Raw genomic sequence first — 24,538 nt, forward strand, 5'->3', positions numbered from 1 at the left:
ATGAAGCAGTCTCATCGGTCTCCGCGACGCACGAAGGAATCCGGCGCAGCCATCATCAGCGCCCTGCTGGTCGTCGCGCTGTCGGCGATCCTGGTCTCCGGCATGCTCTGGCGTCAGCAGATCCAGATACGCAGGATCGAAAACCAGCGCCTGCTGTCGCAGGCCCAATGGGTCTCCCGCGGCGCGCTGGACTGGACGCGCCTGATCCTGCGCTCCGAAGGAGACACATCGGCCGGGATCACGTATCTGGGCGGCCTGTGGGGTGTTCCCGTCGCCAAAACACGGCTCTCGGACTTTCTCGGCCAGATCGGCGAAGTACGTGCGCAAGAAGGTGCAGCGACTTATCTGTCGGGCTCGATCGAAGACGCCCAGGCGAAATTCAATCTGCGCAACCTGGTCGAAAGTCCCGCCCCTGGCATCATGCAACTGAACACGGAGCAGATTGGCGCCTACCAGCGCCTGCTGGTCTCGCTCGGCCTGAGCAGCCAACTCGCCAAGGCCACCGCGATTCAGGTGCGCGACAGCCTCGCGCAATCGGCCACCCGCTTCCAGGCGGTCACGAACCCGAACGGCACGACCACGACTTCCGCGCCGACCATCCAGGGCGGCGCGACTGGCGGCGGCTTCACTGACAAGCCCGGCATTTCCGACAGCGACGACGACACCGGACATCACCCTTTGCAAATGACGAGCGTCGATTCGCTGCTGGATATTCCCGGCTATTCGCCGGAGATGGTCGCGCGCCTGCGGCCGTTCGTGACCGTGTTGCCCACGGTCTCCGCGCTCAACATGAACACGGCCTCCGCCGAAGTGATCGCGGCGGTCGTGCCGGGAATGAGCCTGTCCTCGGCGCAGGCGTTCGTCGCGCGCCGTCAGACGGTGTTTTTTCATAACATCGGCGACGTGCAACTGGCGCTGCAAGGGTCGGGCGCCCAACAGGTCGGGATCGACCCCAGTCAGCTCGACGTCAACACCAACTATTTCCTCGTCCACGGGCACGTGCAGCATGAACGCGCCGAGGTGGACCGGACAACCCTCGTCTATCGCGACGCTTTGACTCACACTACGCGTATCGTGCGGGTGGAAGACCAACCATGAACAACGCCTTTCCCAGAGAGAGTGGCCTTTGAGCACGCTGATCGTCCTACTGCCGCCGCGTGATCCGGCGGTGCCATCGCAGGAATGGCAACTGCCGGAGCTGCCGTTCGTGCTGCTCGACAAGGCGGGCCGCACCCAGCGCGCCGGCCGCTCGGCGCTGACGCTGCTGCCGCGCGCCACGTCGACCGTGCTGATGGTCGCCGCGCGCGACCTGCTGATGATGCCCGCCACGCTGCCGCCGCTGCGCGGTCCGCGGCTGCGCCAGGCGCTGCCCAATATCGTCGAGGATCAGCTGATTCAGGACCCGCAAACGTGCCACATCGCGGTCGATCCGCAACCGCTCGCGGGCGGACGCCAGTTGCTGGCGATCATCGACCGCGGCTGGTTCCGGTACATCTGCGAAGGCTTTCATGCCACCGGCCACCGCAGCCTGCGCGCCGTGCCGGTCACGCGCTGCCTGCCGCAGGCCGTCGCGCTCGATACACCAATTGAAATTCCCGAAACGGTTGGCGTCGGTGAACCGGCGTTGGCGGGCTCGGCGGGTGTGGCGACGTCGCTGCCGGGCGTTGCGCCGGTAATCGCGCCAGGCGCTGCGGCGGCCGTGCCCATGGTGGCGGCTGTGCTCGGCGCGGTCGTGCAAACGGCCCCGGCGTTCATGCTCGAAGGCGCGGTCGACAACACGTCGACGAGCACCGTGCCGCGCGTGGAACTGGCCATTGCGCGCGGCGCGCAGGGCGAAGGGCTCGCAGTGCCGGCCAGCGCCGTGAACGCGACCATAGGGGCGCTCGCCGGTGCTGCCCGCGTGTCGCTCTACATGCTGACCGAAGTGCCGGGCAATGAACCCAGTCTCGCCACGACGAGCCCTGCGCGCCTTGCCGCGTACGTGCATGGCGCGAGCCCGTTGCCGTTCGAGCAACTCGCCCGGCGCGCGCTGGACTGCCGCTTCGATCTTTGCCAGTTCGAGTTCGCCTCGCAGCCGTGGCGGCTCGACCGCTCGACGCTGCGGCGTCTGCGGTTGCCGGTGATGCTGGCGATCGGCGCGCTGGTGATCGCGGTCATTGGCGCAAACGTGCAATGGCTGATGCTGTCGCGTCAACGCGACGCGATCAACACGCAGATGACCGAACTGCTGCTTAACACGTTCCCGAAGACGACGGTCGTACTCGACGCGCCCGATCAGATGTCGCGTCAATTGCAGCAGTTGCGGGTCGCGGCGGGCGAGCTGTCGCCGGATGACTTCCTGTCGCTCGCCGACGGCCTCGCTCGCTCGCTGGCGCCGGTTCCGGTGAACGGCATCGCCGCGCTCGACTATCACGACCGGCGGCTCGACGTCACCTTCAAACCCGAGGTCAAGCTCGACGCCGATTTCTCGAAGCGCCTCGCGCGCAACGGTTTGAGCGGCGCAATCGACAGCAACACCGGCAAGTGGACCATCAGGAACGGACAATGAAAGCTGAACTCGCCCAAACCTGGGCTGGATTCTGGGACCAGCGCACCGAGCGCGAGAAGACGCTGATCGCGTGGGGCGGCAGCGCGCTTGCGGTCGTGATCGCGTGGTCGGTGCTGTGGGCGCCGGCGCAGGAAGGCCGCGCGCGTCTGCGGGAATCGCTGCCGAGCCTGCAACGTCAACTCGCGCAGATGACCGCGGAGTCGAACGAAGCGCGGCAGCTGTCGGCGGCCGCCCAAGGGGTCGCGCCGACCGGCGCGGCGCTCAAGGATGCGCTCACCGCTTCGCTGAGCGATCACGGCCTCGCCGCCACCCAGGTGCAGGCGGTCGGCAGCGCGGTGCAGATCCAGATGAAGAACGCGTCGTTCCCGGCGTGGACGCAATGGGTGGACGACGTTCGCAAGCAGTTCAAGGTGCAGGTTGCCGAGGCGCACATGACCGCGCTCAAGGACGACGGGCAGGTGGACCTGACGGCGTCGCTGCAGCCGTCTACCGCGAAATGAGCCGCGAAACGACCCGCGAAACGGCCATGATCGCGATGCCACCGTCACAGGGATTCGCATGACTTACTGGATGCGACGTCTGCGGTTTGCGCTGCCGTGGATCGCGGTCGCGGCGTTCTCGAGCGCGGCCGTGCTGCTCGCGTTGCTGCCTGCGGCATGGATCACGCCGCAGTTCGCCAGGCAGACGGCAGGTCACGTCAATCTCGTCGACCCAGCGGGTTCGCTGTGGCATGGTTCCGCTACGCTGATGCTCGCCGCCGGTTCCGATATGAGCGCAGCGACGCTGCTGCCGGGCCGGATCGAATGGACGACGGCGTTCTGGCCGCTCTTTACGGGGCGTGTGCGCATGACCATGCGGCACAGCGAAGCCATGCCCGACCCGATCACGGTCGATGCCACGCCGCGCAGCGCCAACGTGACGGCGGGCGCGATTGCCGTGCCGGCGTCGTTGCTGAGCGGGCTGGGCGCACCATTCAATACGCTCGATCTGCAAGGCGATGTGCGGCTCGCGTGGTCGGATTTGCGCAGTTTCAATCGCGAGGTGTTCGGGCAGTTGACCGTGACGCTGAATGACGTCAGCTCGCGCGTGTCGCTGGTGAGGCCGCTCGGCTCGTATCGCCTGCTTATTCAGGCACAGGGCGCTTCGTCCACGATCGACCTGAGCACCTTCAAAGGACCGCTGATGCTCACGGGCAGCGGTACGGTGTCGCCCGCCTCCACGTCGTTCCACGGTACGGCGAGCGCCGCGCCGGAAGCACGCGACAATCTCGCCGGACTGCTGAATGTGCTCGGCCGGCCGAGCGGACCGGATTCGGTCGCGCTGACCTTCGTGCACTGACCTTCGCCGCGCCTATTGCGGGGGTGCGAGCGCCCCGCTTTGCGCGACCGGAACAGCCGCCGACGCCGGCAGCGGCGCGGGCGCGGCGATGTCGCCCGTTTCGCGATTCATCTGCGACGCGTCCCAGCCGCCGCCGAGCGCCTTCACCAGACCGACCGACGACACCATCCGCTGCCCGGCGATGTTTTCGAGTTTCTGCTCGGCTGTCAGAGCGGTGGTCTGCGCGGTCAGCACGTTGACGAAGCCGACTGTGCCCGCCTTGTACTCGTTGGTGACGATGTCGAGCGCCTGACGCGCCGACGCCACCGCCTGCTGCTGCACGACGATTTCCTGTTCGAGGATGCGCTGCGACGCGAGGTTGTCCTCGACGTCCTGGAACGCGGCCAGCACGGTCTGACGATAGGTCGCGACATTCGCGTCGTACGTGGCGCGGGCCGCTTCGGTCTGCGCCTGGCGCAACCCGGCGTCGAAGATCGTGGCGGCCAGTTGCGGGCCGAGCGTCCAGAAGCGCGAAGGCACCGTCAGCAATTGCGAAAACACCGAGTTCTGGAAGCCGCCCGTGGCCGACAGCGTGAGCGACGGGAAAAACGCGGCAATCGCCACGCCGATCTGTTCATTGGCCGCGGCCGCCTTGCGTTCTGCCGATGCGATATCCGGACGACGTTCGAGCAGCGCCGACGGCATTTGCGCCGGCACCGCGGGCGGCGTGGCGGTAAGCGGCATGCTCGGCAGCGAGAATGTCGACGCCGGTTCGCCGATCAGCACGGCGATTGCATGCTCGTCCTGGGCGCGCTGGACGCCGTTGTCGATCGCGGACGCCTGCGCCGACTGCAGTTGCGTCTGTGCCTGAATGACGTCCGAGCGCGCCGCAACGCCTGCCGCGTACTGGTTCTGCGTGAGTTGCAGCGAGCGCTGGTAGGCCGCGACGGTGTCGTCGAGCAGCTTTTGGGTGGAGTCAAGCGCGCGCAGTGAGAAATAGGTCTGCGCCAGCGTAGCCTGCGCCGACAGACGCGCGTTGGCGAGATCGGCAGCAGCGCCCTGCTGACCGGCTTTCTGCGCATTCACCGTGCGCGAGATCGAGCCCCACAGATCGAGTTCCCATGAGGCGTCGAGTTGCACGTTAAAGCTATTGTTGATGCCGGAGCGGCTCGTTCCAGTGGTGGCAATGCCGTTGGACGACGCGCCGTTGCCTGAACGCGTCGCACCGGCGGATGCGCCGATTGTCGGAAAGTAAGCCGCGCGGGCTTCGCTGACCAGTGCGCGCGCCTGCCGGTAAACGGCGGCATATTGGGCGACCGTCTGGTTGGCGGTATTCAGCCGGTCTTCGAGCGCGTTCAGTTGCGGGTCCTGATAGATGGTCCACCAGTCGCCACGATCCTGCTGATCCGCCGGTTGGGCGACTTTCCAGCCGGGCGCGGCCTCCTTGTATGACGCGGGGACCTCGGCGGCCGGCCGCTTGTAGTTGGGACCGACGGCGCAACTGGCCAGCAGGGTGCCAAGCGTGGCCGCCACAGCAATGGTCAGCGCGCGCGGCGCCAGCGTGGCTCGCGCGCGCGAGATTCGATCTGACTGCATGCATTGATTCCTTCTGGACGCCGCGGTCAGGCGCCATGGGCGCCGCCGCCTGACGGGCGAGATCTTGGGTCTGCCGGCATGTTAGCGTATTGACCCGCATGGCGCGGGAAACTGAAAGGGTAATGCGAGGCAGGGGCGAGGTGTGTTACCGAGGGTGTCCGCAAGGTTACGCGCTGTTACGACCCTCGATCTCAGACGCGCGTTTCCGCTACGTTCGTTTGCCGTGCGAGCTTGCCGGCGGCGGCTCGACAAGGGGCGTCGGCGCGTGATTGGCAACCACCGGCAGGCGCCGGTTGGCTTGCAGTGTTCAACGCCGCGTGGCTGGCTGATTTGGCGCCCGGCGCCGGCAGCTGCTTCAAGTCTGCGGCGTTCGCATTCCTGCGTCCCCGCCGATGCTCGATCCACGCCAGCACCGCCACACCGACCGATCCGCCCGGTAGCACAAACAGCACGGCGAAAAGCGCAAGCTTCCACCAGCGGTTGGGTCCCTGGAAGCTATTCAATGCGGAATCGGTCAAAGAGCGGCTCAAGCCGCCAAGCGTGTTTTTGAGGTACAGCATCGGAAAACCCTTGAGAGCACGACACAGGCGCGGCGTGCTGAAAATCGGTCAGAACATGGTCTCGGGTGGCGCGGATTGCGCGAAACTCGTTGCCTATAATAATATTGACTATGCAATTAAATTTCAAGATACTTCCCTCCTGAGTAACCGTCATGTTGTTTTTTGGCGCTTCGCAACCGGCGAATTCTCATTTCTGGATAGCACCATGGCGGATGGTCCGTACAAGGCCGACGAAATCCAACTCGAAGCGAGTCTTGGCTATTACCTGACCAAAGCGCGCAATGTGCTCGTCGAGCGCACTGATCGCGCGGTCAAACCATTGGGGCTGACCGCCCAGCAGATCGGCGTGATCGTTGCGTTGTCCGCGGGGCGAGCGAGTACGCCCTTTGAGCTGTCGCGTGTGATGTCGTACGACAGTGGCTCTATGACACGTCTACTTGACCGGCTCGAGAAGAAAGGGTTTGTGAGCCGGGCGCGTAGCGTTGAAGACCGTCGGGTGATCAAGCTCGAACTGACCGCACAAGGTCGGGAAGCGGCGCGGCAACTTCCGGGCATCGGGGCGGAAGTATTGAACGAGCAGTTGCGCGGGTTCAGCGCCGCCGAGCACGAAACACTGATCGCCCTGCTCGCCCGCTTCATCGGCAACGGGCTTGGCGCTGATCAAATGGTTGGCTGCGGTTCCAGAATGGAGCCCACGCCATCGAACGTTGTTGCGGAGAAACCGCTCCCCGGGCGACGCGACATGTAGCCACGCATCCAGATTAAAGCATTGTTGCCGATAAATATCTGTCTGGGCAGAAGATGATGTGGCATATAAGCACGCCAACTATGCGTCCGGGTAAATCTGCCGTGACAAGTTTTCGTATTGAGGAGAAAAAGAATGAATGCGACGGCTTCCACCCCTGCCGTTCCACCCGGCGCAGCCGCTGAACCCGCGCCGCTCAAGGGCGGCGCGCTGGCTTTGCTCACCGTCGGTCTCGCGCTCGGCACGTTCATGGAAGTGCTCGATACGTCCATCGCGAACGTTGCCGTGCCGACCATTTCGGGCAGCCTTGGTGTGGCGACCAGTCAAGGCACGTGGGTCATTTCGTCGTACTCGGTCGCGTCCGCGATCGCCGTGCCGCTGACAGGCTGGCTCGCGCGGCGCGTCGGCGAAGTGCGGCTCTTCACGTTGTCCGTGCTGCTTTTCACGATTGCGTCGGCGTTGTGCGGCTTCGCGCATAACTTCGAGTCCCTGATCGCGTTCCGGCTGGTGCAAGGGCTCGTGTCCGGTCCTATGGTCCCGCTGTCGCAGACCATTCTGATGCGTTCCTATCCGCCGGAAAAACGCGGCCTCGCGCTCGGCCTCTGGGCGATGACTGTGATCTGCGCGCCAATCTTCGGCCCGGTGATGGGCGGCTATATCACTGACAACTACACGTGGCCGTGGATCTTCTACATTAACGTGCCGATCGGCCTGTTCTCGGCGGTCTGCGCGTTCCTGCTGTTGCGCGGCCGCGAAACCCGCACGACGAAGCAGCGCATTGACGCGATCGGACTTGCGTTCCTCGTGATCGGCGTCTCGTGCTTTCAGATGATGCTCGACCTCGGCAAGGACCGCGACTGGTTCAACTCGTCGTTCATCGTCACGCTGGGCGTGATCGCGGTGGTGTCGATCGCGTTCATGCTGGTCTGGGAAATGACGGAGAAAGAGCCCGTCGTCGATCTCACGCTGTTCAAGGACCGCAACTTCGCGCTTGGCGTGGTGATCATCTCGTTCGGCTTCATGGCGTTCTTCGGGTCGGTGGTGATCTTTCCACTCTGGCTGCAGACCGTGATGGGCTACACCGCTGGGCTCGCCGGCCTCGCCACCGCGCCGGTCGGCCTGCTTGCACTCTTTCTGTCGCCGATGATCGGCAAGAACATGCACCGGCTGAACCTGCGCATGGTCGCGAGCTTCGCGTTTATCGTGTTCGCGTTCGTGTCGTTCTGGAACTCCACGTTCACACTGGATGTGCCGTTCAATCACGTGATCTGGCCGCGCATCGTGCAAGGCATTGGCGTGGCCTGCTTCTTCGTGCCGATGACCACGATCACGCTCTCCAGCGTGCCGGACGAACGGCTCGCGAGCGCCTCGGGCCTGTCGAACTTTTTCCGCACGTTGTCGGGCGCGATCGGCACCGCGATCAGTACGACGTATTGGGAAAACGACACCATCTACCACCATGCGATGCTGACCGATTCCGTCAACGTCTACGCGGCCAACACGAATGCCTATACCGATGCGCTGGCGAGCCTCGGACTCTCAGGCGGCAGCTTGACCGCGCAGTTGAATCAGGAGGTGACGGCGCAGGCTTACATGCTCGCCACCAACGACTTCTTCCGCATCTCGTGCGCGGCGTTTCTCGTGCTGGCGGTGCTGGTCTGGATCACCCGGCCAAAAAAAGGCGTCGGCCCCTCGATGGGTCACTAGACTTAAGCCGCGTCATTGCGTGAGGGCCTCGCCATTCGCCGACGGAATGGACTGCCCCTGCGACGACACATCGGGATGCGCAGCCGCAGGCGCAGACTGAGACGGCTGTGCGCCGCTTTGCGGCTCGGACGGTGCGCCTTCCACGCCGCTTCGCACGTATTCCTTGAAGTCCGCGCCCGCTTCCCACGGATTCGGCTTGCAGCCGAGCGAGCCGTCGCAATGTGCGGCGAAGCCGATCGTTGCCGTGCCGTCCGGGTTGGCCGTGCGCGTGATCTGATACGCGAGCGCGCGCTTGCCGCCGTCCGGGCCCGAGGTCTGGATCAGCGTGTCGGTGGCGGTTTCCACCTTGTATTTCGAATGGCTCGTCACCCATGTCTGCGCGCGCTGCCACCACGTGTCGCACTGCGCTTTGCTCGAACACGTCAACGGCGTAGTGGCGATCTGCATCACGTCGGGGTTGACCTGGCCTTGTGTCGAACAACCCGCCGCCGCTGCGCACAGCACGGCCAACAGACTTTTTCTCATCACGTTGCATCCTCCTCGGTGGCGGCCTTTATACCAGTTTGGACCGTTTCATCGGTACGGTGTTTCATCTGTATCAGAGAATCATAAGACGGCGCGGGGCACTCGCGGGTACCTTTACGCGGCGTGCCCACGTCGTGGCAGAGCGTATCTGCGCGCAAAAAAAAGCGGCCCTGCTGAGGGCCGCTGTCATGCCATGCACGTCGGACGAGCCACTCACACGCTGAACCGGTTCAACGTGAACGCGCGATAAGCCGCGACGAAAGCATCGAACGAGCCGACTTCTTCCTGCTCGAGTTGGGTTTGCTCCGCCAACGACTTCGCGGCGAGTTCGTTGAACTCCCTCGTTTGCTCCGCATTGAGCGGACGCGAGCGGAAATACGCCGCATGCGCGTTGCTTTGCTCGAGTCCGAACGCAAGGAAGCTCTGTTTCTTCTCACGCATGGTTTGCAGCACGCGTGCCGACGGGGTCAACGACACATCCGCGAGCCTTTCGCGCTGTACCGACACCGAGCGAGCGTGTGCGTCGCCGCCTTGCAATGCATCGAGCGCACTGGCTGCCGCTTCGACCTTGACCATCAGTTCGTTGGCCCAATCCACCATCGCGACGGACACCCCATCGCGTGTCAGTTCGAGGCCTGGCTTGCGCCCTTCCATCGTGACACGGCCGAAGTTCTGATTGGCCTCGGCATAGGCGTCCGGCGGCAATGGCGCGCTGTCGTCGAGCGCACAGACCAGCAGGTAGGCGTCGAGAAAACGCGCTGTCTCCAGCGAGATACCCGTGGGCTCGAACGGGTCGATATCCATGCAGCGCACTTCGACGTATTGCACCCCGCGCGCGGCGAGCGCGTGCAGCGGCCGCTCGCCCGGACGCGTGACGCGCTTGGGACGGATCGTCGAGTAAAACTCGTTTTCGATCTGCAGTACGTTCGTGTTGATTTGCACCCATTCGCCGTCACGCTGCGTGCCGATTGCCTCGTACGCGGGATAAGGCTGGCTCACGGCTTTTGCCAACGCGTCGAGATAGCCTGGCAGCGTGTCGTAATCGGCATGCAGTGCGGCTTGCGCCGTGGTATTCGAATAGCCGAGATCGCTCATGCGCAGGCTCGTTGCGTAGGGACGGTACAGCGTGTCGGCGTCGAATGGTTCGAGCGAATGTTCGCGATTGCGGAGGAAGCGCCGATCCAGCGCCGGCGACGCGCCGAACAGATACATGAGCAGCCAGTTCGTGCGGCGGAAGTTGCGGATCAGCGCGAGGTAACGCTCCGACTGGAAATCGACCGCGCTCGACGCGGAGCGCTGGTCCGCGTGCAGCAAACGCCACACTTCTTCGTTCAGCGAATAGTTGTAGTGAATGCCCGCAATGCATTGCATCGCGCGGCCATAACGCAAAGCGAGGCCAATGCGGTACACATGTTTCAGCTTGCCGATATTCGACGAGCCGTAGTTCGCAATGGGAATGCCCTCGTCGGTGTCGGGCAGCAAGGCCGGCATCGAGTTGTTCCAGAGAATCTCGTCACCGAGTTCTGCGAAAACGAAGCGATGCAGCGTATCGAGCTTCTCCAGCGTTACTGCGACGTCGTGCTCGGCGGGCGTGATCAGTTCGAGCAGCGCCTCGGAATAGTCCGTGGTCAGCGACGGATGCGTGAGCGCCGAGCCGAGCGTCTGGGGATGCGGCGACAGGGCAAGCTTGCCATCCTGCGTGACGCGCAAGCTCTCCTTCTCGATGCCGCGCAGGCCGCGAAGCAGCGCGTCGCGCTGCGGGCCGGAGGTCAACACGGACAGGCGGTGCGAGAACGCGTCGGTCGTGCGGGATGTTGTGGTGTTTGGCATTGATGCGAGTCGGGCGTTGTCGGCCGCCATGTGCCGCTCCGCTACTCGACGGCAGCAGTGCGCGGTAGACAACGTTCGGCGGAATTTTCAGTAGCGGGCACTTTAACATCTCGCCACGGCGGCTGCTTGAGGCCATTCCAGCCTGTCTGGGAGGCGCGCTGAAGCGCTTGTTTTATCGAGGTTTTCCGCGTCTCGCTGCGGCAGCTTCGCCGATAGTTTGCAGACGCCATCACGGCGCTTTGCGTTGCCTCGGATCGCGTGCGAGTGGTGACCTTGCCCGGCAACGCACAATGAAGATCAGCCGCCGCGCGCGGCGCCTGCCCGGTCCGCGATCTCGTTCCACAAATGCATGGCCGCATACGCGCGCCACGGCCGCCATGCGTCGGTGCGACTGCGCTGCTGCGCTGGCCGCACGAGCGAAGGGTCGCGCGCGCAGATCGCCTGCATCAGCACGAGGTCCGATGCGGGCCACGCATCGGCATCGCGCCACGCCCGCATCGCGACATACTCGACCGTCCACGGACCGATACCCGGCAGCGCGAGCAACGCGGCGCGCAAGTCGTTTGCGTCGGCGGCGTCGCTATCCAGTGGAACATCGCCGGTCGCAACCGCCTGCGCGAAGCCCTGCAACGCTGCTACGCGTTTACCCGGCATGCCGATCAGCGCGAGATCGGCAGCCGCCAGCGCGGCGGGCGTAGGAAACCGCCATGCGGTACTGTCATGGGGATGGCCCTCGATGCGCTCGCCGGCGCGCTGCACGAGCCGTCCAATGATCGTGGTCGCCGCCTTCACGCTGACCTGCTGGCCGACGATCGCGCGCACCACCAGCTCGAAGCCTGACCAGGCGCCAGGCACGCGAAGACCTGGCACCGCTTCGACGAGTGGAGCAAGCCACGGATCGGCTCCAAGCACGGCGCCAATCTTCTTCGGATCGGCGCGCAGGTCGAACATTCTCGCGATCGACACGGCGAGCGCGTCGGCGTGCCGGCTCACGGGTCCTTCGATGCTCGCGACAATGCAGCGTTTGCGCGGATGCAGCCGCACGGTGAGCGTGCCGCTGTCGCCGGCCCAGTCGATTGCGCGGCGGTATGCGCCCTCTTCCACGGCTTCGACGCCTGGTGTGGCACGTCCGCCGAAAAAGCGCAGGAGGCGCGGCCAGTCGAACGGTGTCCTGAACGGCAATTCGAGGGTCGTTACATCGTCAATCGTACTCACGCGGCGTGATCCAGTTTGTCCTTCGTTTTCAAGATAGCCGTCGTGTCGCGCTCGCTTTTCTGCGTCGACTGCAAAGCGGTGTCGGCATGCTGCGCTTCGTTGTCGAGCAACGCAGCCTTACGCGGCAAGCCCCAACGATATCCCGCGAGCGCGCCACCCTTGTGTACGACCCGATGGCACGGAATCGCCAGCGCGACCGGATTGGTCGCACACGCGCTTGCCACGGCACGCACGGCACGCGGTGAGCCGACCGCCTCCGCGATTTGGGTGTAGCTGCGCGTCTCGCCGTACGGAATGCGCCGCAATGCGTCCCAGACCCGCTGCCTGAATGCGGTGGAAGCGATGTCGAGCGGCAGGTCGAAGTCCTGGCGCGTGCCGCTCAGATAGCCGTCGATCTGCGCGATGAACGGCGCGAGCTGCGCTGCGTCTTCCTTCAGTTCGGCGTTGGCGAACTCCGTGTGCAACTCTTCAGCGAGCTGCGCGGCGTCGTCGCCGAAACCGATTTTGCAGATGCCCTTGTCCGTGGCCGCGACCAGCACGAAACCGAGCGACGTGGGCGCGCTCGCATAGCGCACAGTCAGCCCGGCGCCCTTGCGGCGGAAGTCGGACGGCGCCATGCCCAACTCGGCCGACGCGCTTTCATACATCCGCGATGGCGAGCCGAAGCCGGCGTCGAGCGTCGCGCGGGTCACGTCCGAGCCGCTGCGCAGCGCTTCGCGCAACGCGGCGCCGCGTCGCGCCGCCTGATACTGCCGCGGCGATACGCCGACCACGCGCTTGAACAGGCGCTGCAAATGAAACGGGCTGACATGCACGGCGTCGCTCAGTTGTGCGAGCGTGAGGCGCTGCTGCGGATCGGCGTCGAGCGCGGCGCACGCACGCCTGACAATTTCCAGTTCGCGCGGCAGGCCGCCGGGCTGGCAACGCTTGCAATCGCGAAAGCCGGCGGCGCGGGCGGCGTCCGGATCGTCGAAAAAGGCGACGTTCTCGCGACGCGGCTGGCGCGACGCGCACGACGGGCGGCAGAACACACCGGTCGTGCGGACCGCGAAGAAAAATGCGCCGTCCGCCTGCGGATCGCGGCGTGTAACGGCTTCCCAGCGTTCTTCTTCCGATGTCCAGTTGTTGGTACTGGCGGCGGTTGCAATTTCAGCAAGGTCGGCTTTGCGGTTCATGATGATTCTTCGGAGAGAGTGTCGATGCTCACCAATTTAGGCCGCATGCCAACACATTACGCCCCACTTCTTGCTCTGTCATTGCGCTCGACGGCAGACGGAGAGCCCCGCCTGGCGCCCGTTTCGATTGAAAGTGCGACAATTTGGCACGATATCGGGTTTTCCCTTAAAAAGTTATTGCGCCGCGTCAACCCCATGTGTATATTAGTACCTGTCTCCTCCATGTCTCCTCCTGATATGGATTCAGCCCGCTCCACATAGAGCGGGCTTTTTTTCGTCTGATGCTTTTGCGGACAGTGGGCGCGTCGGGCAGCTCGCCCCCATGCGGACCTTGCGCCCGCGACATAAGCCCTTTCTTCGCAGCGTCGTCCTTTCTCCTACACTGGCTATTCATCGGTTCATCCGAGAATAGCCACAGGACGCTCGACATGAAAATCCACATCCGCGAAATCGATCACGTCGTCATTCGGGCCGCGAACGTCGAGGTCATGGCGCGCTTTTATTGCGACGTGCTCGGCTGCAGCCTCGAAAAGGACCAACGTGATCTCGGCCTGACGCAGTTGCGCGCGGGCCGCTCGCTGATCGATCTGCTGCAGGTCGGTGCGAAGCTCGATCACGCCGAGAACGGCGTGCCCGGTGCGGGACGCAATGTGGATCACGTCTGCCTGCGCGTCGACCCCTTCGACGCCGATGCGCTGAGCGCGCATCTCGCCGAACACGGTGCAAGGCCGGGCGAGCCGGCGCTGCGCTATGGCGCGGACGGTTACGGGCCGTCGCTGTATCTGTACGACCCGGAAGGCAACATGGTCGAACTCAAGGGGCCACCCGAGGCGGCGCAGGCAACTTCGTTATAAGAAGCGCTGACCGGCGAGCCGTTCAAGCGTTGGCCGGTGCTTTCAACACGGTCCATTCAATCTTGACCGCGTCCGCGTCGGCACTGCCAAGCCATGCTTCGCCGTCCTGCACGGTGCACTGCAGCCGCATGGTCCGCTCGGCGAGCGAGCCGAGCGCGGCCGCGACGTCTTCGCCGAGCGTCCACACCGTCACGTTGCGTATGCGTTCCACCTTGTTGCGCACGCCTTGCCACCAGATTTCCGACGTGCGGCCGCCGTAGGCGATCACGATCACTTCGTTCGAGCGCCCGCTCGCTTTCGCGATGCGCCGCTCGTCCGGCTGCCCGACTTCAATCCACGTTTCGATCGCGCCGGTCAGATCCTTTTGCCACAGATCCGGTTCGTCGACGTCCGACAAACCTTTGCAGAATTCCAGGCGTTCCTGCGCGAACAGCGCGAACGCGGCGACGCGCACCATCATCCGCTCGTCTGTTTCCGAGGGATGACGGGCGATCGTCAGTGAGTGGTCGGCGTAGTAATGCCGATCCATGTTGGCGATCTGCAATTCCGCCTTGTAAATCGTCGATTTGAGAGCCATGCCGTTGCTGAACCAGACGCTCGCTCCGCCGGAGCGAACAGAAAAAGAATCGTCGACGGCGCGTTGCCGTTTTCGGTGTTGGTTATACATCGCGTCTCCCTCCCCGCGCCGTGGCCGGCCGTCATACACGGAAAGGAGCATTTATTGCGCCACAGTCGTGCGGGGATCCACGCCCGGCATACCGGACCCGCTGGCCGTACCGTGCGCAGCCGGTGAGGAGGCAAAACCGCCCGTCGCGACAAGCGCGACAGGCGCGTGATGATACCGAATGTATCGGTCACGCAATGTGAAACGATCGGCATCTGTTTCCATGATTCGTACGGTCGCCCTGTCCGTCACCTGCGTTGAATCAGCCGCGACTGCACTTTGCCAGTCCTCGGCGGCCGGTGTCATGTGGCCAGCCCGCCGCCGTGCTCTCATCGTTGCGCATGGCGCTTGCGTCGCGTGAGGGTCTGCGCGAACCTACGGCTTCAGTTGCACGCCTACCTGCTTTGCAAAACTGGAGGAGATGACATGGCTGATTCAAATGAGAGAAAAAAGCCGCTACGCAGCCAGGCGTGGTTTGGCCGGAAAGATCGTGATGGGTTCATTCATCGCTCGTGGATGAAAAACCAGGGCATTCCGCATGATGAGTTCGATGGACGCCCCGTCATTGGCATTTGCAACACGTGGTCGGAACTCACGCCGTGCAATGCGCATTTTCGCGAGCTTGCCGAATACGTGAAGAAAGGCGTGCACGAAGCCGGCGGGCTGCCGCTCGAGTTTCCGGTGATGTCACTCGGCGAATCGAATCTGCGGCCCACGGCGATGCTGTTTCGCAACCTCGCTTCAATGGACGTCGAAGAGTCGATTCGCGGCAATCCTATGGACGGCGTGATTTTGCTGGTCGGTTGCGACAAGACCACCCCTGCGTTGCTGATGGGCGCGGCGTCGTGCAATCTGCCCGCGCTCGCTGTGTCGGGCGGTCCCATGTTGAATGGGCGCTTTCGCGGCAAGACTATCGGTTCCGGCACGGGCGTCTGGCAGATGTCCGAAGAGGTGCGCGCCGGCACGATGACGCAGGACGAATTCACCGAAGCCGAATCGTGCATGAACCGCTCACGCGGCCATTGCATGACGATGGGCACGGCGTCGACCATGGCCTCGATGGTCGAATCGCTCGGCATGGGATTGCCGCACAACGCGGCGATTCCCGCCGTGGACGCCCGGCGGCAGGTCCTCGCGCATCTCGCGGGGCGCCGCATCGTCGACATGGTTCGGGAGGATCTGACTATGGACAAGATTCTCACGCGCCAGGCATTTGAAAACGCAATCCGCACGAACGCCGCGATTGGCGGTTCGACCAATGCGGTCGTCCATCTGATCGCACTGGCCAAACGCATTGGTGTCCACCTGTCGCTCGACGACTGGGAGCTGGGTTCAGAGGTGCCGTGTCTGGTGAATCTGCAGCCATCCGGTGAATATCTGATGGAAGATTTTTACTACGCAGGGGGTTTGCCGGCCGTACTGAGACAGCTTGGCGAACAAGGTCTGTTGCACAAGGAAGCGCTCACCGTGAACGGCCGATCGATCTGGGAGAACGTGAGCAACGCGTCCAACTACGACGAAAAAGTCATCACCACATTTGCCGAACCGTTTAAGCCGAAGGCCGGCATTGCGGTGCTCAAGGGCAATCTCGCGCCGAATGGCGCGGTGATCAAACCGTCGGCGGCGACCGCGGCGTTGCTCAAGCATCGCGGCCGCGCGGTCGTCTTCGAAAACGTGGAGGAATTGCACGCTAGGGTCGACGACGAGTCGCTCGATATCGACGAGCACTGTGTGATGGTGCTCAAGGGAGCGGGGCCGAAGGGTTATCCGGGTTTCGCCGAGGTGGGCAATATGCCGCTACCAAAAAAGGTGCTGCAAAGAGGCATCACGGACATGGTGCGCATTTCCGACGGCCGCATGAGCGGCACGGCGTACGGCGCGGTGGTCTTGCATGTGTCGCCGGAAGCCGCGGCAGGCGGCCCGCTCGCGTTCGTGCAGACGGGCGACATGATCGAACTCGATGTCGAAGCACGCCGTCTTCATCTCGATGTTTCCGACGATGAACTCGCGCGCCGGCGCGCGGCGTGGCAAGCGCCGGAACTGCCGGCACGCGGCTACTACCGGCTTTACGTCGAACACGTCTTACAGGCCGACCAGGGCGCGGATCTGGACTTTCTCGTCGGCTCGAGCGGCGCGCCCGTGCCGCGCGATTCGCATTGAACTGACAACAGGAATCGGCCGGGCAATCCATGCCAGGCCGATTCCCTGAATGGTCTGATCGTCAAAATCGTGCAAGCGTCTATTCGCGACAATTTGCGAATTAAAAAACCGACGATTTGCAGCGCACGCCAAGCCATACCGGCATTCAGCCAGCACGTTAGTTAAAGCCGACGTTTCGCTTGTTACCTGTTTAGCTTATTGCTTGATGAAGCGGTCGTTTGCCCACAGACCTTGCGTGTCGCTATTGCCTGAATTAACAAATTCGACGTCATGGCCGACGACGCGCACGACGCGGAAACTCGAATTCTCTGGAGTCGAAACGCACTGATAACCGGAGAAGAGCTCCTGCATTTTCTGCTGTTCGCCGGCTTGTGCGTGTTCATCGGCGGCGTCGAGCTTATCCTTCGACAGGCAGCCATACGCATTGGCCTTGAACTGAATGGTTTGCTGCGGCTTGACCATAGCGTCTTGCGCCTGAACAGAAGCGGCAGCCAAACCCGCAATGGCGAAAACAAGGGCGATTCGCGTTTTCATAGTGTCCTCCGGTGCGGGCCGATTACTCAGGTTAGCTATGTATTTAACTTTAAAGCCCAGCCCGCATCTTGCACTTTAGGAGACCGCAGCAAAACGACAAGCACATCTTGTGTGCGGTCGCAACAGTGGCGAATTGTCGCACTTCGTCGAGAACGTGCTTGAGCCTGAAATCGGAAGAAGAAAGGGGTTCGGCGTGCGGATTGACTGAACGGCATTACGAGACGCCGCTTTATCTAGCAAAGCTTTGCGGCACGCTGTCGCGTAAACCATAATCTCAAATTAAGTGATTTAATAATAACGAGGTTTGGTTTGATGCGTTGCACACAAAATAACTCAATACAGTAACGGCGTTGCCACCAATTAGCCTGTAAGCGCAAAAGATAAACAGTGCCAGGCTTTAATTGATGCCGCTAGCGGAGGGCGCGCTGCCCGACATACGCAGACGAAAACGGCGCTAACGGCCTACAATGAAACGATGCTCCTGCGAACGGAGGCTACCGTGGTCGAGCACTTGATTCTGGGCGTCTTTCTGGTGATTCCACTGGCGATCGTCGCGTTTCTTTTTTCAGACGAGCTTTGGCAGGAACACCGCCATCTACACGACATGCGGCCGCTGCAAGTCAGACCGCGCCGCATCCACTGGCGACACCCGCTGCGCCGGGACCGACATCAATCCTGAAACGCGTCGTCGACGAGCCTGCACGACGCGATACCGCGCAATGAAAAAAGCCTGCCATTTCGGGCAGGCTAAAAAGAGATCCACACTCAATGCCTCGTAGATACAAGGCAGGGCAAGTGTAGCGGCGCAATGACGCGCGCTGGTTTCACAGGCTTTTACAGTTATTACCGCGCGTGACGGCCGCGTGGTGATCGCTGCATTCACGTGTCTGCGCATGCCCGTTGAAGCATCAGTCTGCGCGCCACTGATTGCGGATGCGGGCGGCCAGCGCTTCGAGCGTGGCCGAATCGGCGACTTCGCGCGCGTGCAGGCGCAGCGGCTGGCCTTCCCAGCGCGGTATCACATGAAAGTGGACATGCGGCACCGTCTGTCCTGCCGCTGCGCCGTTGAATTGCCCGATGAACACGCCGTCAGGGCGCAGAGCCGCGCGAACGGCAATGGCCAGCTTTTGCGCCATGCGCATGCACGCTACAGTCGACTCGTCGGACAGATCGAAAATTTCCGCTGCCGCTTCCTTCGGCACGACGAGCACATGCCCGTCCGCTTGCGGCATCAGGTCCATGAAGGCCAGCGCCGCACTCGTTTCGGCCACCTTGATGCAAGGCAGCTCGCCACGCAGAATTTTCGCGAACGGGTTGCTGTCGTCATAGTTCATTGCGCCATTCCTCCAGTTAGCGGTCCATATTCGTGCCGATGTCCGCATTGTCCACCACGTCCGTTACAAAACATCGCCTGCGGCTTGCTAGCGCCAGTCGGTGGATCCGTCGTCGGGATCGGCCAGTGTCAGTCCGGACGACGGCAACGGCAACGCCGTCTTGTAGCGCACCTGCTTGAGCGCAAAGCTCGAGCGAATGTTGGAGATGCCGGGAATCTTCGTCAGATGGTCGACGATGAAGCGCTCCAGCGTTTGCATGTCCGGCATGACCACGCGCAACAGATAGTCGGCGTCGCCGGTCATCAGGTAGCACTCCATCACCTCGGGCCGCTCCGAAATGGCCCGCTCGAAGCGCAACAGCGCATCTTCCACCTGCTTTTCGAGACTTACCTGAATAAACACGTTGATGCGCAGGCCGAGCGGCTCGGGATTGAGCAGCGTGACCTGCTGCTTGAAAAGGCCCAGCTTTTCGAGCGCCCGCACACGATTAAAGCACGGCGTGGGCGACAGATTGACCGAGCGGGCAAGGTCGGCGTTCGTGATCCGTGCGTTCTGCTGCAGCTGGCTCAGAATGCCGATATCGATGCGGTCGAGCCGCCTTGGTGGGGTGGTCATAGATGAAATATTCCATGAAGGGCGCTTATTCCGGAATAAGTAGCCTATCCCGACCTAACGTGGCAAGCAAATCAGACGCTAATTTTGCGACTACATGATTACCATTGACCTGATCGATAATGAACCAGGCGCATGTACGCGGGAGTCGTGCCATGACGGATTTGTCCACAGGTAGCCAGCAATTGCTCCATTCGCTCAACACGCCGGGCGCGGAGCAGATCGACAGTGATCCGCAGGAAACCGCCGAATGGCTGGAGGCGCTCGACGCGGTCGTCGCGCACGTCGGCCGCGAGCGAGCGCAATTCCTGTTCGACAAGCTTGCGAGTCATGCGCTGTCGCTCGGCGTCGAGTCGGCTCGCACCAATGTCACGCCTTACCAGAACACGATTGCGTGCGATCAGCAGCCGCGCTATCCGGGCAATCTCGAACTGGAGGAAAAGCTCGCCGCCGCGCTGCGGTGGAATGCGCTGGCCATGGTGGTGCGCGCGAACCAGGCGTATGGCGAACTCGGTGGTCACATCGCCAGCTACGCGTCGGCGGCGGATCTGTTCGAAGTCGGCTTCAATCATTTCTTCCGGGCCGCGGCGCCAGGCGGCGAGGCGGGCACGGGCGACCTCGTGTACTTCCAGCCGCATTCGTCGCCGGGCGTGTATGCGCGCGCGTACCTCGAAGGCTTCCTCAGCGAAGACAACCTCCAGCACTATCGCCGCGAAATCGGTGGACCGGGCCTGTGCTCGTATCCGCATCCGTGGCTGATGCCGGACTTCTGGCAGTTCCCGACCGGCTCGATGGGCATCGGCCCGATCAACGCGATTTATCAGGCGCGCTTCATGCGCTACCTCGCGAATCGCGGCCTGGCGCAAACAACGGGCCGCAAAGTGTGGGGCTTTTTCGGCGACGGCGAGATGGATGAGCCGGAATCGACCGGCGCGCTGTCGCTTGCGGCGCGTGAAGGGCTCGACAATCTGGTGTTCGTGATCAACTGCAATCTCCAGCGGCTCGACGGCCCGGTGCGCAGCAATGGCCGCATCATCGACGAACTGGAGGCGCACTTCGTCGGCGCCGGCTGGAACGTCATCAAGGTGATCTGGGGCTCGGACTGGGACGCGCTCTTTGAGCGTGACCGCACGGGTGCACTGTTGCGCGCGTTCGCGCATACCGTCGATGGCCAGTTTCAGACTTTCTCGGCGAACGACGGCGCTTACAACCGCGAGCGTTTTTTCGGCCAGAACCCCGAACTCGCGGCGCTCGCCGCGCAACTTTCCGACGAAGAAATCGACCGCCTGCGCCGCGGCGGCCACGACGTGCGCAAACTGCACGCGGCCTACGCGAAGGCGCTCGACCATCGCGGCCAGCCGACCGTCGTCCTCGCCAAAACGATGAAAGGCTACGGCATGGGCACGTCGGGACAAGGCCGCATGACCACGCATCAGCAGAAGAAACTTGGCTTCGAGGAACTGAAGACGTTTCGTGACCGTTTCCGTCTGCCGCTCACGGACGCCGACGTCGAGCAGGTGAAGTTTTACAAACCCGCGGACAGCAGCGCCGAGATGCAGTATCTGCATGCCCGCCGGGCGGCACTCGGCGGCTATCTGCCGAGAAGGCGACGCGCCGCGTGGGCGGGCCTGACTGTGCCGCCGGTAGCGTCGTGGGGACGATTCGCGCTGGAGTCGAACGGCCGTGAGATGTCCACGACCATGGCGCTCGTGCGCATGCTCACCGCGCTGCTGAAAGACGCAGGCGTAGGTCGGCGCGTGGTGCCGATCGTCGCGGACGAAGCCCGCACGTTCGGCATGGCGAACATGTTCCGCCAGGTGGGCATCTATTCGCCGCTCGGCCAGTTGTACGAGCCCGAAGATCTCGGCTCGATGCTGTACTACCGCGAGGACACGCAAGGCCAGATTCTGGAGGAGGGCATCTCGGAGGCCGGCGCGGTCTCGTCGTGGATTGCGGCGGCCACGTCGTACAGCGTGCACGATCTGCCGATGCTGCCGTTCTATATCTACTACTCGATGTTTGGCTTCCAGCGGATCGGCGATCTGATCTGGGCCGCGGCGGACCAACGCGCGCGCGGTTTCCTGATCGGCGCGACGTCGGGCAAGACGACGCTCGGCGGCGAGGGTTTGCAGCACCAGGACGGCACGAGTCATCTGGCGGCATCGACGATACCGAACTGCCGCGCATACGATCCGGCGTTCGCCTACGAGCTTGCCGCGATCGTCGACGAAGGCATGCGCGAGATGGTCGAGCAACAGCGCGACGTGTTCTATTACGTGACGGTGATGAACGAGAATTACGCACAGCCGTGCGTGCCGGCCGGTGACGCGCAGTCGGTGCGCGAAGGTATTCTCAAAGGGATTTATCCGCTGGCTGCACGAAAGCAAACTGAGCAGACAGAGCAGACGGAGGCGAGGGTGCAACTGCTCGGCGCCGGCGCGATACTCGGCGAAGTGATCGCGGCGAAACAGTTGTTGGCGAACGACTGGGGCGTGGAAGCCGCCGTCTGGAGCGTGACGAGCTTCACCGAGCTGCATCGCGACGGGATCGGCGTCGAGCGAAACGCGCGTCTTGGCGTCGCGACGAACACGCCGTATGTCACGCAAGCGCTCGAAGGCTCGCAAGGGCCGGTCATCGCCGCAACGGACTACGTGCGTGCCGTGCCCGAACTGATTCGCGCGTATGTACCGCGCCGCTACGTGACGCTCGGCACAGACGGCTTTGGCCGCAGCGACACGCGCGAGGCGTTGCGCGAATTTTTCGAAGTGGACCGCAAGTCGATCGTGATTGCCGCGTTGAAGGCATTAGTGGACGACGGGACGCTCGACGCATGTGTGCTGGAGCAGGCGCGCAAGCGCTATCGTGGCGACGCCGTCGCCGACGCCGGCCCCGCGCCCTGGGAATGTTGAACCGCCATTCAATCGGCGCTAAAAGGCGCACCAGACAGCGAACGCGCCCATTGCGGCGCGTTTTCCCGGGCGAACCGGGCGCGTGAGCGGCGCCTCAGCGGACCATCTTCAGCGGACCATCGCCACCTGGTTTTTCCCGTCGTGTTTCGCCCGATACAGTCCGGCGTCAGCGGCTTCGATCAGCGTCGTCACCGCTGTGCCAGGCATCGGCACCACGGCGGCCGCGCCGACGCTGATCGTTACCGCGCCGCTTGCCGAGCCTGAATGCGCAATGGCCAGCGCTTCGATCGCGATGCGGATCTTTTCGCCGAGCAGACGCAACCCGCCCGCCGACGTGCCTGGCAGCACCACCGCGAACTCCTCGCCGCCAAAGCGCGCGGCGAGATCGTGCGAACGGCCGAGGCAGGCTTCGATCGTCTGCGCGACGCGCTTGAGCACCTCGTCGCCGGCCACGTGCCCGTAGGTGTCGTTATAGGCCTTGAAGTTGTCCACGTCGATCATCAGGAAACCGAGACTGGATTGCTCGCGCGTGCCGCGACGCCATTCGGCGGCAAGATACTGATCCAGGTAACGGCGGTTCGAAAGTCCCGTGAGGCCGTCCGAATGCGTGAGCCGCTGCAACTCCAGATTGGTCGCGAGCAACTGCTGCTGCGATTGACGCAGCGCCTGGTAAGCCTCGTCACGTTGCAGCAGATTGAGATACGAGCGCGAGTGATAGCGGATGCGCGCAAGGAGCTCGATCCGATCAGGCAGTTTCACCAGATAGTCGTTCGCACCCGCTGCAAAAGCGGCGCTCTTGACGAGCGGCTCCTCCTTCGTGGATAGCACGATGATCGGGATATCCCGCGTGGCCGGATTCTGCCGGTATTGGCGCACCAGCGTGAGCCCGTCCGTGCCCGGCATCACCAGATCCTGCAGGATGACCGTGGGGCGCGTTTCTTCCGCGCAGATCACGGCTTCTTCCGGCAGCGCGCAATAGTGGAAGTCGACGCTCGACTCGCCCGCGAGCGCCTGCCGGATTGCCTCTGCGATGATTGCCTGGTCGTCGACCAGCAGCACCATGATCGGACACTCGGCAGCGGGCGGATTGCCGAGTACGCGGACCAGCGCGTCGTCGACGGCCTGATTGGGCGCGTCGTTGTGAGGCCTGTTGGGAGTGTCCATGTTCTTCAACCGGAATAGATGTCAATAAAACGGAACGGGCCCGGACGTCAGGCGTGCGACTGGCGTGCGTTCACCGCCGCCGCGAGAGCAGCGGCGATGCTCGGCAGCGGCAGGATCGCGGCGGCGGCATCGAGCGCCGCGGCCGCCTTCGGCATGCCGTAGACGGCACATGTCGCCTCGTCCTGTGCGATCGTGTGATAGCCCTTGGTGCGCATGGCCTTCAGTCCGATCGCGCCGTCGCGGCCCATCCCGGTCAGCAGCACGCCGACCGCGCGTGCCGGCCAGCGCGCGACCACGCTATGAAAGAACACGTCGACGGAAGGGCGGTATGGCGTTTCTCTGGGCACCGGCGTGTAACCGAGCACGTTCGGCAATTTCAGATGCAGGTGATCGTCGGTTGCCGCGAGCAGCACGACGCCCGCTTGCGGCCAGTCGCCTTCGCGCGCGATCCGCACCGGCAGCGCCGACTGCTGGTTCAGCCAGTCGGCCATGCCGGCGGCGAAGGCCGCGTCCACGTGCTGCACGATCACGGTCGCCGCCGCGAAGTCTTTCGGCAGACCGGCGAGCAGCGTGGCGAGCGCAGCCGGGCCGCCTGCCGATGCGCCGATTGCGACGAGCGGCGTGTCGCGACTCGCCGCGCCCGCGGTGGCCGCCATAGCCGCCGTGCCGGGCGCGTTGCGCTCCTTCACGAGCGCGCCGATGCGGTCGATCTTGGCCATCAAGGTGGCGATGCTTCTGTGGGCATCCACGCCGGCGAGCGACGGCGTGTCCACTGCGTCGAGCGCGCCCGCGCCCATCGCTTCGTAGACGCGCCACGCGTTCGCGCCCACGTCGACGGTGACGATCAGGATCGCGCACGGCGCGCGCGCCATGATGCGGCGCGTAGCCTCGATCCCGTCGACGTTTGGCATCACGAGGTCCATCAGCACGATGTCGGGCCGCTGCGCGCAGCAGAAGTCCACCGCCTGCTGGCCGTCCTGCGCGACCCACAGTACCTCGTAATCATGGCGCGCCGCGAGCGCACGACGCAGCGCCTCGATCGCGAGCGGCATGTCGTTGACGATTCCGATTCTCATCCGTTGCCTCGTG

General features: G+C 63.5%; 22 protein-coding genes. 10 read left to right on the top strand and 12 right to left on the bottom strand.

Features of this window, described 5'->3' with window-relative positions; all coding sequences use genetic code 11:
- The 4 genes from gspK to AAGS40_RS00090 are packed head-to-tail and all read left to right on the top strand — an operon-like array spanning position 1 to position 3,886.
- Positions 1-1,098: a type II secretion system minor pseudopilin GspK gene (gene gspK, locus AAGS40_RS00075; RefSeq protein WP_345812393.1), complete on the top strand. Its 1,098-nt coding sequence runs from the start codon at positions 1-3 to the stop codon at positions 1,096-1,098.
- 28 nt (positions 1,099-1,126) lie between these two features.
- Positions 1,127-2,548: a type II secretion system protein GspL gene (gspL, locus tag AAGS40_RS00080; protein ID WP_345812394.1), complete on the top strand. Its 1,422-nt coding sequence runs from the start codon at positions 1,127-1,129 to the stop codon at positions 2,546-2,548.
- Positions 2,545-3,048 carry a type II secretion system protein M gene (locus AAGS40_RS00085; RefSeq protein ID WP_345812395.1) on the top strand — a complete coding sequence of 168 codons (504 nt, stop codon included), beginning with the start codon at positions 2,545-2,547 and terminating at the stop codon, positions 3,046-3,048. Before gspL ends, AAGS40_RS00085 begins: the two co-directional genes overlap by 4 nt.
- 58 nt (positions 3,049-3,106) lie before the next feature.
- The gene (locus tag AAGS40_RS00090) at positions 3,107-3,886 is read left to right on the top strand and encodes a type II secretion system protein N (protein ID WP_345812396.1); all 780 of its coding nucleotides are present in this window, start codon (positions 3,107-3,109) and stop codon (positions 3,884-3,886) included.
- Between the two features lie 12 nt (positions 3,887-3,898).
- On the opposite strand, the gene AAGS40_RS00095 is transcribed toward AAGS40_RS00090, so the two are convergent.
- Together AAGS40_RS00095 and AAGS40_RS00100 are read right to left on the bottom strand one after the other, a co-directional pair.
- Complete coding sequence (locus tag AAGS40_RS00095) at positions 3,899-5,461, bottom strand: efflux transporter outer membrane subunit (protein WP_345812397.1); 1,563 nt, start codon at positions 5,459-5,461, stop codon at positions 3,899-3,901.
- Positions 5,462-5,652: 191 nt separating this feature from the next.
- Positions 5,653-6,021: a hypothetical protein gene (locus tag AAGS40_RS00100; protein ID WP_345812398.1), complete on the bottom strand. Its 369-nt coding sequence runs from the start codon at positions 6,019-6,021 to the stop codon at positions 5,653-5,655.
- 205 nt (positions 6,022-6,226) lie between these two features.
- Here AAGS40_RS00100 and AAGS40_RS00105 point away from each other — a divergent pair, with 205 nt between their 5' ends.
- Both AAGS40_RS00105 and AAGS40_RS00110 read left to right on the top strand, forming a co-directional pair.
- Complete coding sequence (locus AAGS40_RS00105; RefSeq protein ID WP_345814438.1) at positions 6,227-6,769, top strand: MarR family transcriptional regulator; 543 nt, start codon at positions 6,227-6,229, stop codon at positions 6,767-6,769.
- Positions 6,770-6,901: 132 nt separating this feature from the next.
- The gene (locus AAGS40_RS00110; RefSeq protein WP_345812399.1) at positions 6,902-8,473 is read left to right on the top strand and encodes a DHA2 family efflux MFS transporter permease subunit; all 1,572 of its coding nucleotides are present in this window, start codon (positions 6,902-6,904) and stop codon (positions 8,471-8,473) included.
- Positions 8,474-8,485: 12 nt separating this feature from the next.
- Here the strand turns inward: AAGS40_RS00110 and AAGS40_RS00115 are convergent, their stop codons facing one another.
- From AAGS40_RS00115 to ada, 4 genes are all read right to left on the bottom strand, one after another.
- A complete protein-coding gene (locus tag AAGS40_RS00115) occupies positions 8,486-8,998 on the bottom strand; it encodes a hypothetical protein (protein ID WP_345812400.1) in 513 nt (170 codons plus the stop codon).
- Positions 8,999-9,211: 213 nt separating this feature from the next.
- Positions 9,212-10,828 carry a glutamate--cysteine ligase gene (gshA, locus tag AAGS40_RS00120; protein ID WP_345812401.1) on the bottom strand — a complete coding sequence of 539 codons (1,617 nt, stop codon included), beginning with the start codon at positions 10,826-10,828 and terminating at the stop codon, positions 9,212-9,214.
- A 297-nt stretch (positions 10,829-11,125) separates the two neighbouring features.
- The gene (locus AAGS40_RS00125; protein WP_345812402.1) at positions 11,126-12,043 is read right to left on the bottom strand and encodes an AlkA N-terminal domain-containing protein; all 918 of its coding nucleotides are present in this window, start codon (positions 12,041-12,043) and stop codon (positions 11,126-11,128) included.
- Positions 12,040-13,218, bottom strand: a complete 1,179-nt coding sequence (gene ada, locus AAGS40_RS00130; RefSeq protein WP_345812403.1) for a bifunctional DNA-binding transcriptional regulator/O6-methylguanine-DNA methyltransferase Ada — start codon at positions 13,216-13,218, stop codon at positions 12,040-12,042. The genes AAGS40_RS00125 and ada overlap by 4 nt, the downstream gene beginning before the upstream one ends.
- Positions 13,219-13,646: 428 nt before the next feature.
- On the opposite strand from ada, the gene AAGS40_RS00135 reads away from it, so the two are divergent.
- Positions 13,647-14,072, top strand: a complete 426-nt coding sequence (locus AAGS40_RS00135; protein WP_345812404.1) for a VOC family protein — start codon at positions 13,647-13,649, stop codon at positions 14,070-14,072.
- Positions 14,073-14,094: 22 nt separating this feature from the next.
- Here AAGS40_RS00135 and AAGS40_RS00140 read toward each other — a convergent pair whose 3' ends face one another.
- Positions 14,095-14,649, bottom strand: a complete 555-nt coding sequence (locus AAGS40_RS00140) for a YaeQ family protein (RefSeq protein ID WP_345812405.1) — start codon at positions 14,647-14,649, stop codon at positions 14,095-14,097.
- Positions 14,650-15,162: 513 nt separating this feature from the next.
- Between AAGS40_RS00140 and AAGS40_RS00145 the strand changes: the two genes are divergently transcribed.
- Positions 15,163-16,896, top strand: a complete 1,734-nt coding sequence (locus tag AAGS40_RS00145) for an IlvD/Edd family dehydratase (RefSeq protein WP_345812406.1) — start codon at positions 15,163-15,165, stop codon at positions 16,894-16,896.
- 195 nt (positions 16,897-17,091) lie between these two features.
- Here AAGS40_RS00145 and AAGS40_RS00150 read toward each other — a convergent pair whose 3' ends face one another.
- The gene (locus AAGS40_RS00150) at positions 17,092-17,430 is read right to left on the bottom strand and encodes a hypothetical protein (RefSeq protein WP_345812407.1); all 339 of its coding nucleotides are present in this window, start codon (positions 17,428-17,430) and stop codon (positions 17,092-17,094) included.
- Between the two features lie 499 nt (positions 17,431-17,929).
- Here AAGS40_RS00150 and AAGS40_RS00155 point away from each other — a divergent pair, with 499 nt between their 5' ends.
- Entirely contained in the window at positions 17,930-18,109 is a 180-nt protein-coding gene (locus AAGS40_RS00155) for a hypothetical protein (protein WP_345812408.1), read from the top strand.
- Between the two features lie 229 nt (positions 18,110-18,338).
- Here AAGS40_RS00155 and AAGS40_RS00160 read toward each other — a convergent pair whose 3' ends face one another.
- Positions 18,339-18,764, bottom strand: a complete 426-nt coding sequence (locus AAGS40_RS00160) for an HIT family protein (RefSeq protein ID WP_345812409.1) — start codon at positions 18,762-18,764, stop codon at positions 18,339-18,341.
- Between the two features lie 87 nt (positions 18,765-18,851).
- Complete coding sequence (locus AAGS40_RS00165; protein ID WP_345812410.1) at positions 18,852-19,379, bottom strand: Lrp/AsnC family transcriptional regulator; 528 nt, start codon at positions 19,377-19,379, stop codon at positions 18,852-18,854.
- A 152-nt stretch (positions 19,380-19,531) separates the two neighbouring features.
- On the opposite strand from AAGS40_RS00165, the gene mdeB reads away from it, so the two are divergent.
- On the top strand, positions 19,532-22,285 hold the full coding sequence (gene mdeB / locus AAGS40_RS00170) for an alpha-ketoglutarate dehydrogenase (protein WP_345812411.1): 2,754 nt from the start codon (positions 19,532-19,534) through the stop codon (positions 22,283-22,285).
- A gap of 108 nt (positions 22,286-22,393) precedes the next feature.
- Here mdeB and AAGS40_RS00175 read toward each other — a convergent pair whose 3' ends face one another.
- Positions 22,394-23,449, bottom strand: a complete 1,056-nt coding sequence (locus tag AAGS40_RS00175) for a diguanylate cyclase (RefSeq protein WP_345812412.1) — start codon at positions 23,447-23,449, stop codon at positions 22,394-22,396.
- Between the two features lie 47 nt (positions 23,450-23,496).
- On the bottom strand, positions 23,497-24,525 hold the full coding sequence (locus AAGS40_RS00180; RefSeq protein ID WP_345812413.1) for a chemotaxis response regulator protein-glutamate methylesterase: 1,029 nt from the start codon (positions 24,523-24,525) through the stop codon (positions 23,497-23,499).
- Positions 24,526-24,538: the final 13 nt, after the last annotated feature.

Source organism: Paraburkholderia sp. PREW-6R, assembly GCF_039621805.1.
GTDB lineage: Bacteria > Pseudomonadota > Gammaproteobacteria > Burkholderiales > Burkholderiaceae > Paraburkholderia.

What these genes read in the sequence shown, in the direction of transcription:
- gspK (WP_345812393.1), top strand. Translation starts at nt 1, where the DNA reads ATGAAGCAGTCTCATCGGTCTCCGCGACGCACGAAGGAATCCGGCGCA.
- AAGS40_RS00085 (WP_345812395.1), top strand. Translation starts at nt 2,545, where the DNA reads ATGAAAGCTGAACTCGCCCAAACCTGGGCTGGATTCTGGGACCAGCGC.
- AAGS40_RS00090 (WP_345812396.1), top strand. Translation starts at nt 3,107, where the DNA reads ATGACTTACTGGATGCGACGTCTGCGGTTTGCGCTGCCGTGGATCGCG.
- AAGS40_RS00095 (WP_345812397.1), bottom strand. Translation starts at nt 5,461, where the DNA reads ATGCAGTCAGATCGAATCTCGCGCGCGCGAGCCACGCTGGCGCCGCGC.
- AAGS40_RS00100 (WP_345812398.1), bottom strand. Translation starts at nt 6,021, where the DNA reads ATGCTGTACCTCAAAAACACGCTTGGCGGCTTGAGCCGCTCTTTGACC.
- AAGS40_RS00105 (WP_345814438.1), top strand. Translation starts at nt 6,227, where the DNA reads ATGGCGGATGGTCCGTACAAGGCCGACGAAATCCAACTCGAAGCGAGT.
- AAGS40_RS00110 (WP_345812399.1), top strand. Translation starts at nt 6,902, where the DNA reads ATGAATGCGACGGCTTCCACCCCTGCCGTTCCACCCGGCGCAGCCGCT.
- AAGS40_RS00115 (WP_345812400.1), bottom strand. Translation starts at nt 8,998, where the DNA reads ATGAGAAAAAGTCTGTTGGCCGTGCTGTGCGCAGCGGCGGCGGGTTGT.
- gshA (WP_345812401.1), bottom strand. Translation starts at nt 10,828, where the DNA reads ATGCCAAACACCACAACATCCCGCACGACCGACGCGTTCTCGCACCGC.
- ada (WP_345812403.1), bottom strand. Translation starts at nt 13,218, where the DNA reads ATGAACCGCAAAGCCGACCTTGCTGAAATTGCAACCGCCGCCAGTACC.
- AAGS40_RS00135 (WP_345812404.1), top strand. Translation starts at nt 13,647, where the DNA reads ATGAAAATCCACATCCGCGAAATCGATCACGTCGTCATTCGGGCCGCG.
- AAGS40_RS00140 (WP_345812405.1), bottom strand. Translation starts at nt 14,649, where the DNA reads ATGGCTCTCAAATCGACGATTTACAAGGCGGAATTGCAGATCGCCAAC.
- AAGS40_RS00145 (WP_345812406.1), top strand. Translation starts at nt 15,163, where the DNA reads ATGGCTGATTCAAATGAGAGAAAAAAGCCGCTACGCAGCCAGGCGTGG.
- AAGS40_RS00150 (WP_345812407.1), bottom strand. Translation starts at nt 17,430, where the DNA reads ATGAAAACGCGAATCGCCCTTGTTTTCGCCATTGCGGGTTTGGCTGCC.
- AAGS40_RS00160 (WP_345812409.1), bottom strand. Translation starts at nt 18,764, where the DNA reads ATGAACTATGACGACAGCAACCCGTTCGCGAAAATTCTGCGTGGCGAG.
- AAGS40_RS00165 (WP_345812410.1), bottom strand. Translation starts at nt 19,379, where the DNA reads ATGACCACCCCACCAAGGCGGCTCGACCGCATCGATATCGGCATTCTG.
- mdeB (WP_345812411.1), top strand. Translation starts at nt 19,532, where the DNA reads ATGACGGATTTGTCCACAGGTAGCCAGCAATTGCTCCATTCGCTCAAC.
- AAGS40_RS00175 (WP_345812412.1), bottom strand. Translation starts at nt 23,449, where the DNA reads ATGGACACTCCCAACAGGCCTCACAACGACGCGCCCAATCAGGCCGTC.
- AAGS40_RS00180 (WP_345812413.1), bottom strand. Translation starts at nt 24,525, where the DNA reads ATGAGAATCGGAATCGTCAACGACATGCCGCTCGCGATCGAGGCGCTG.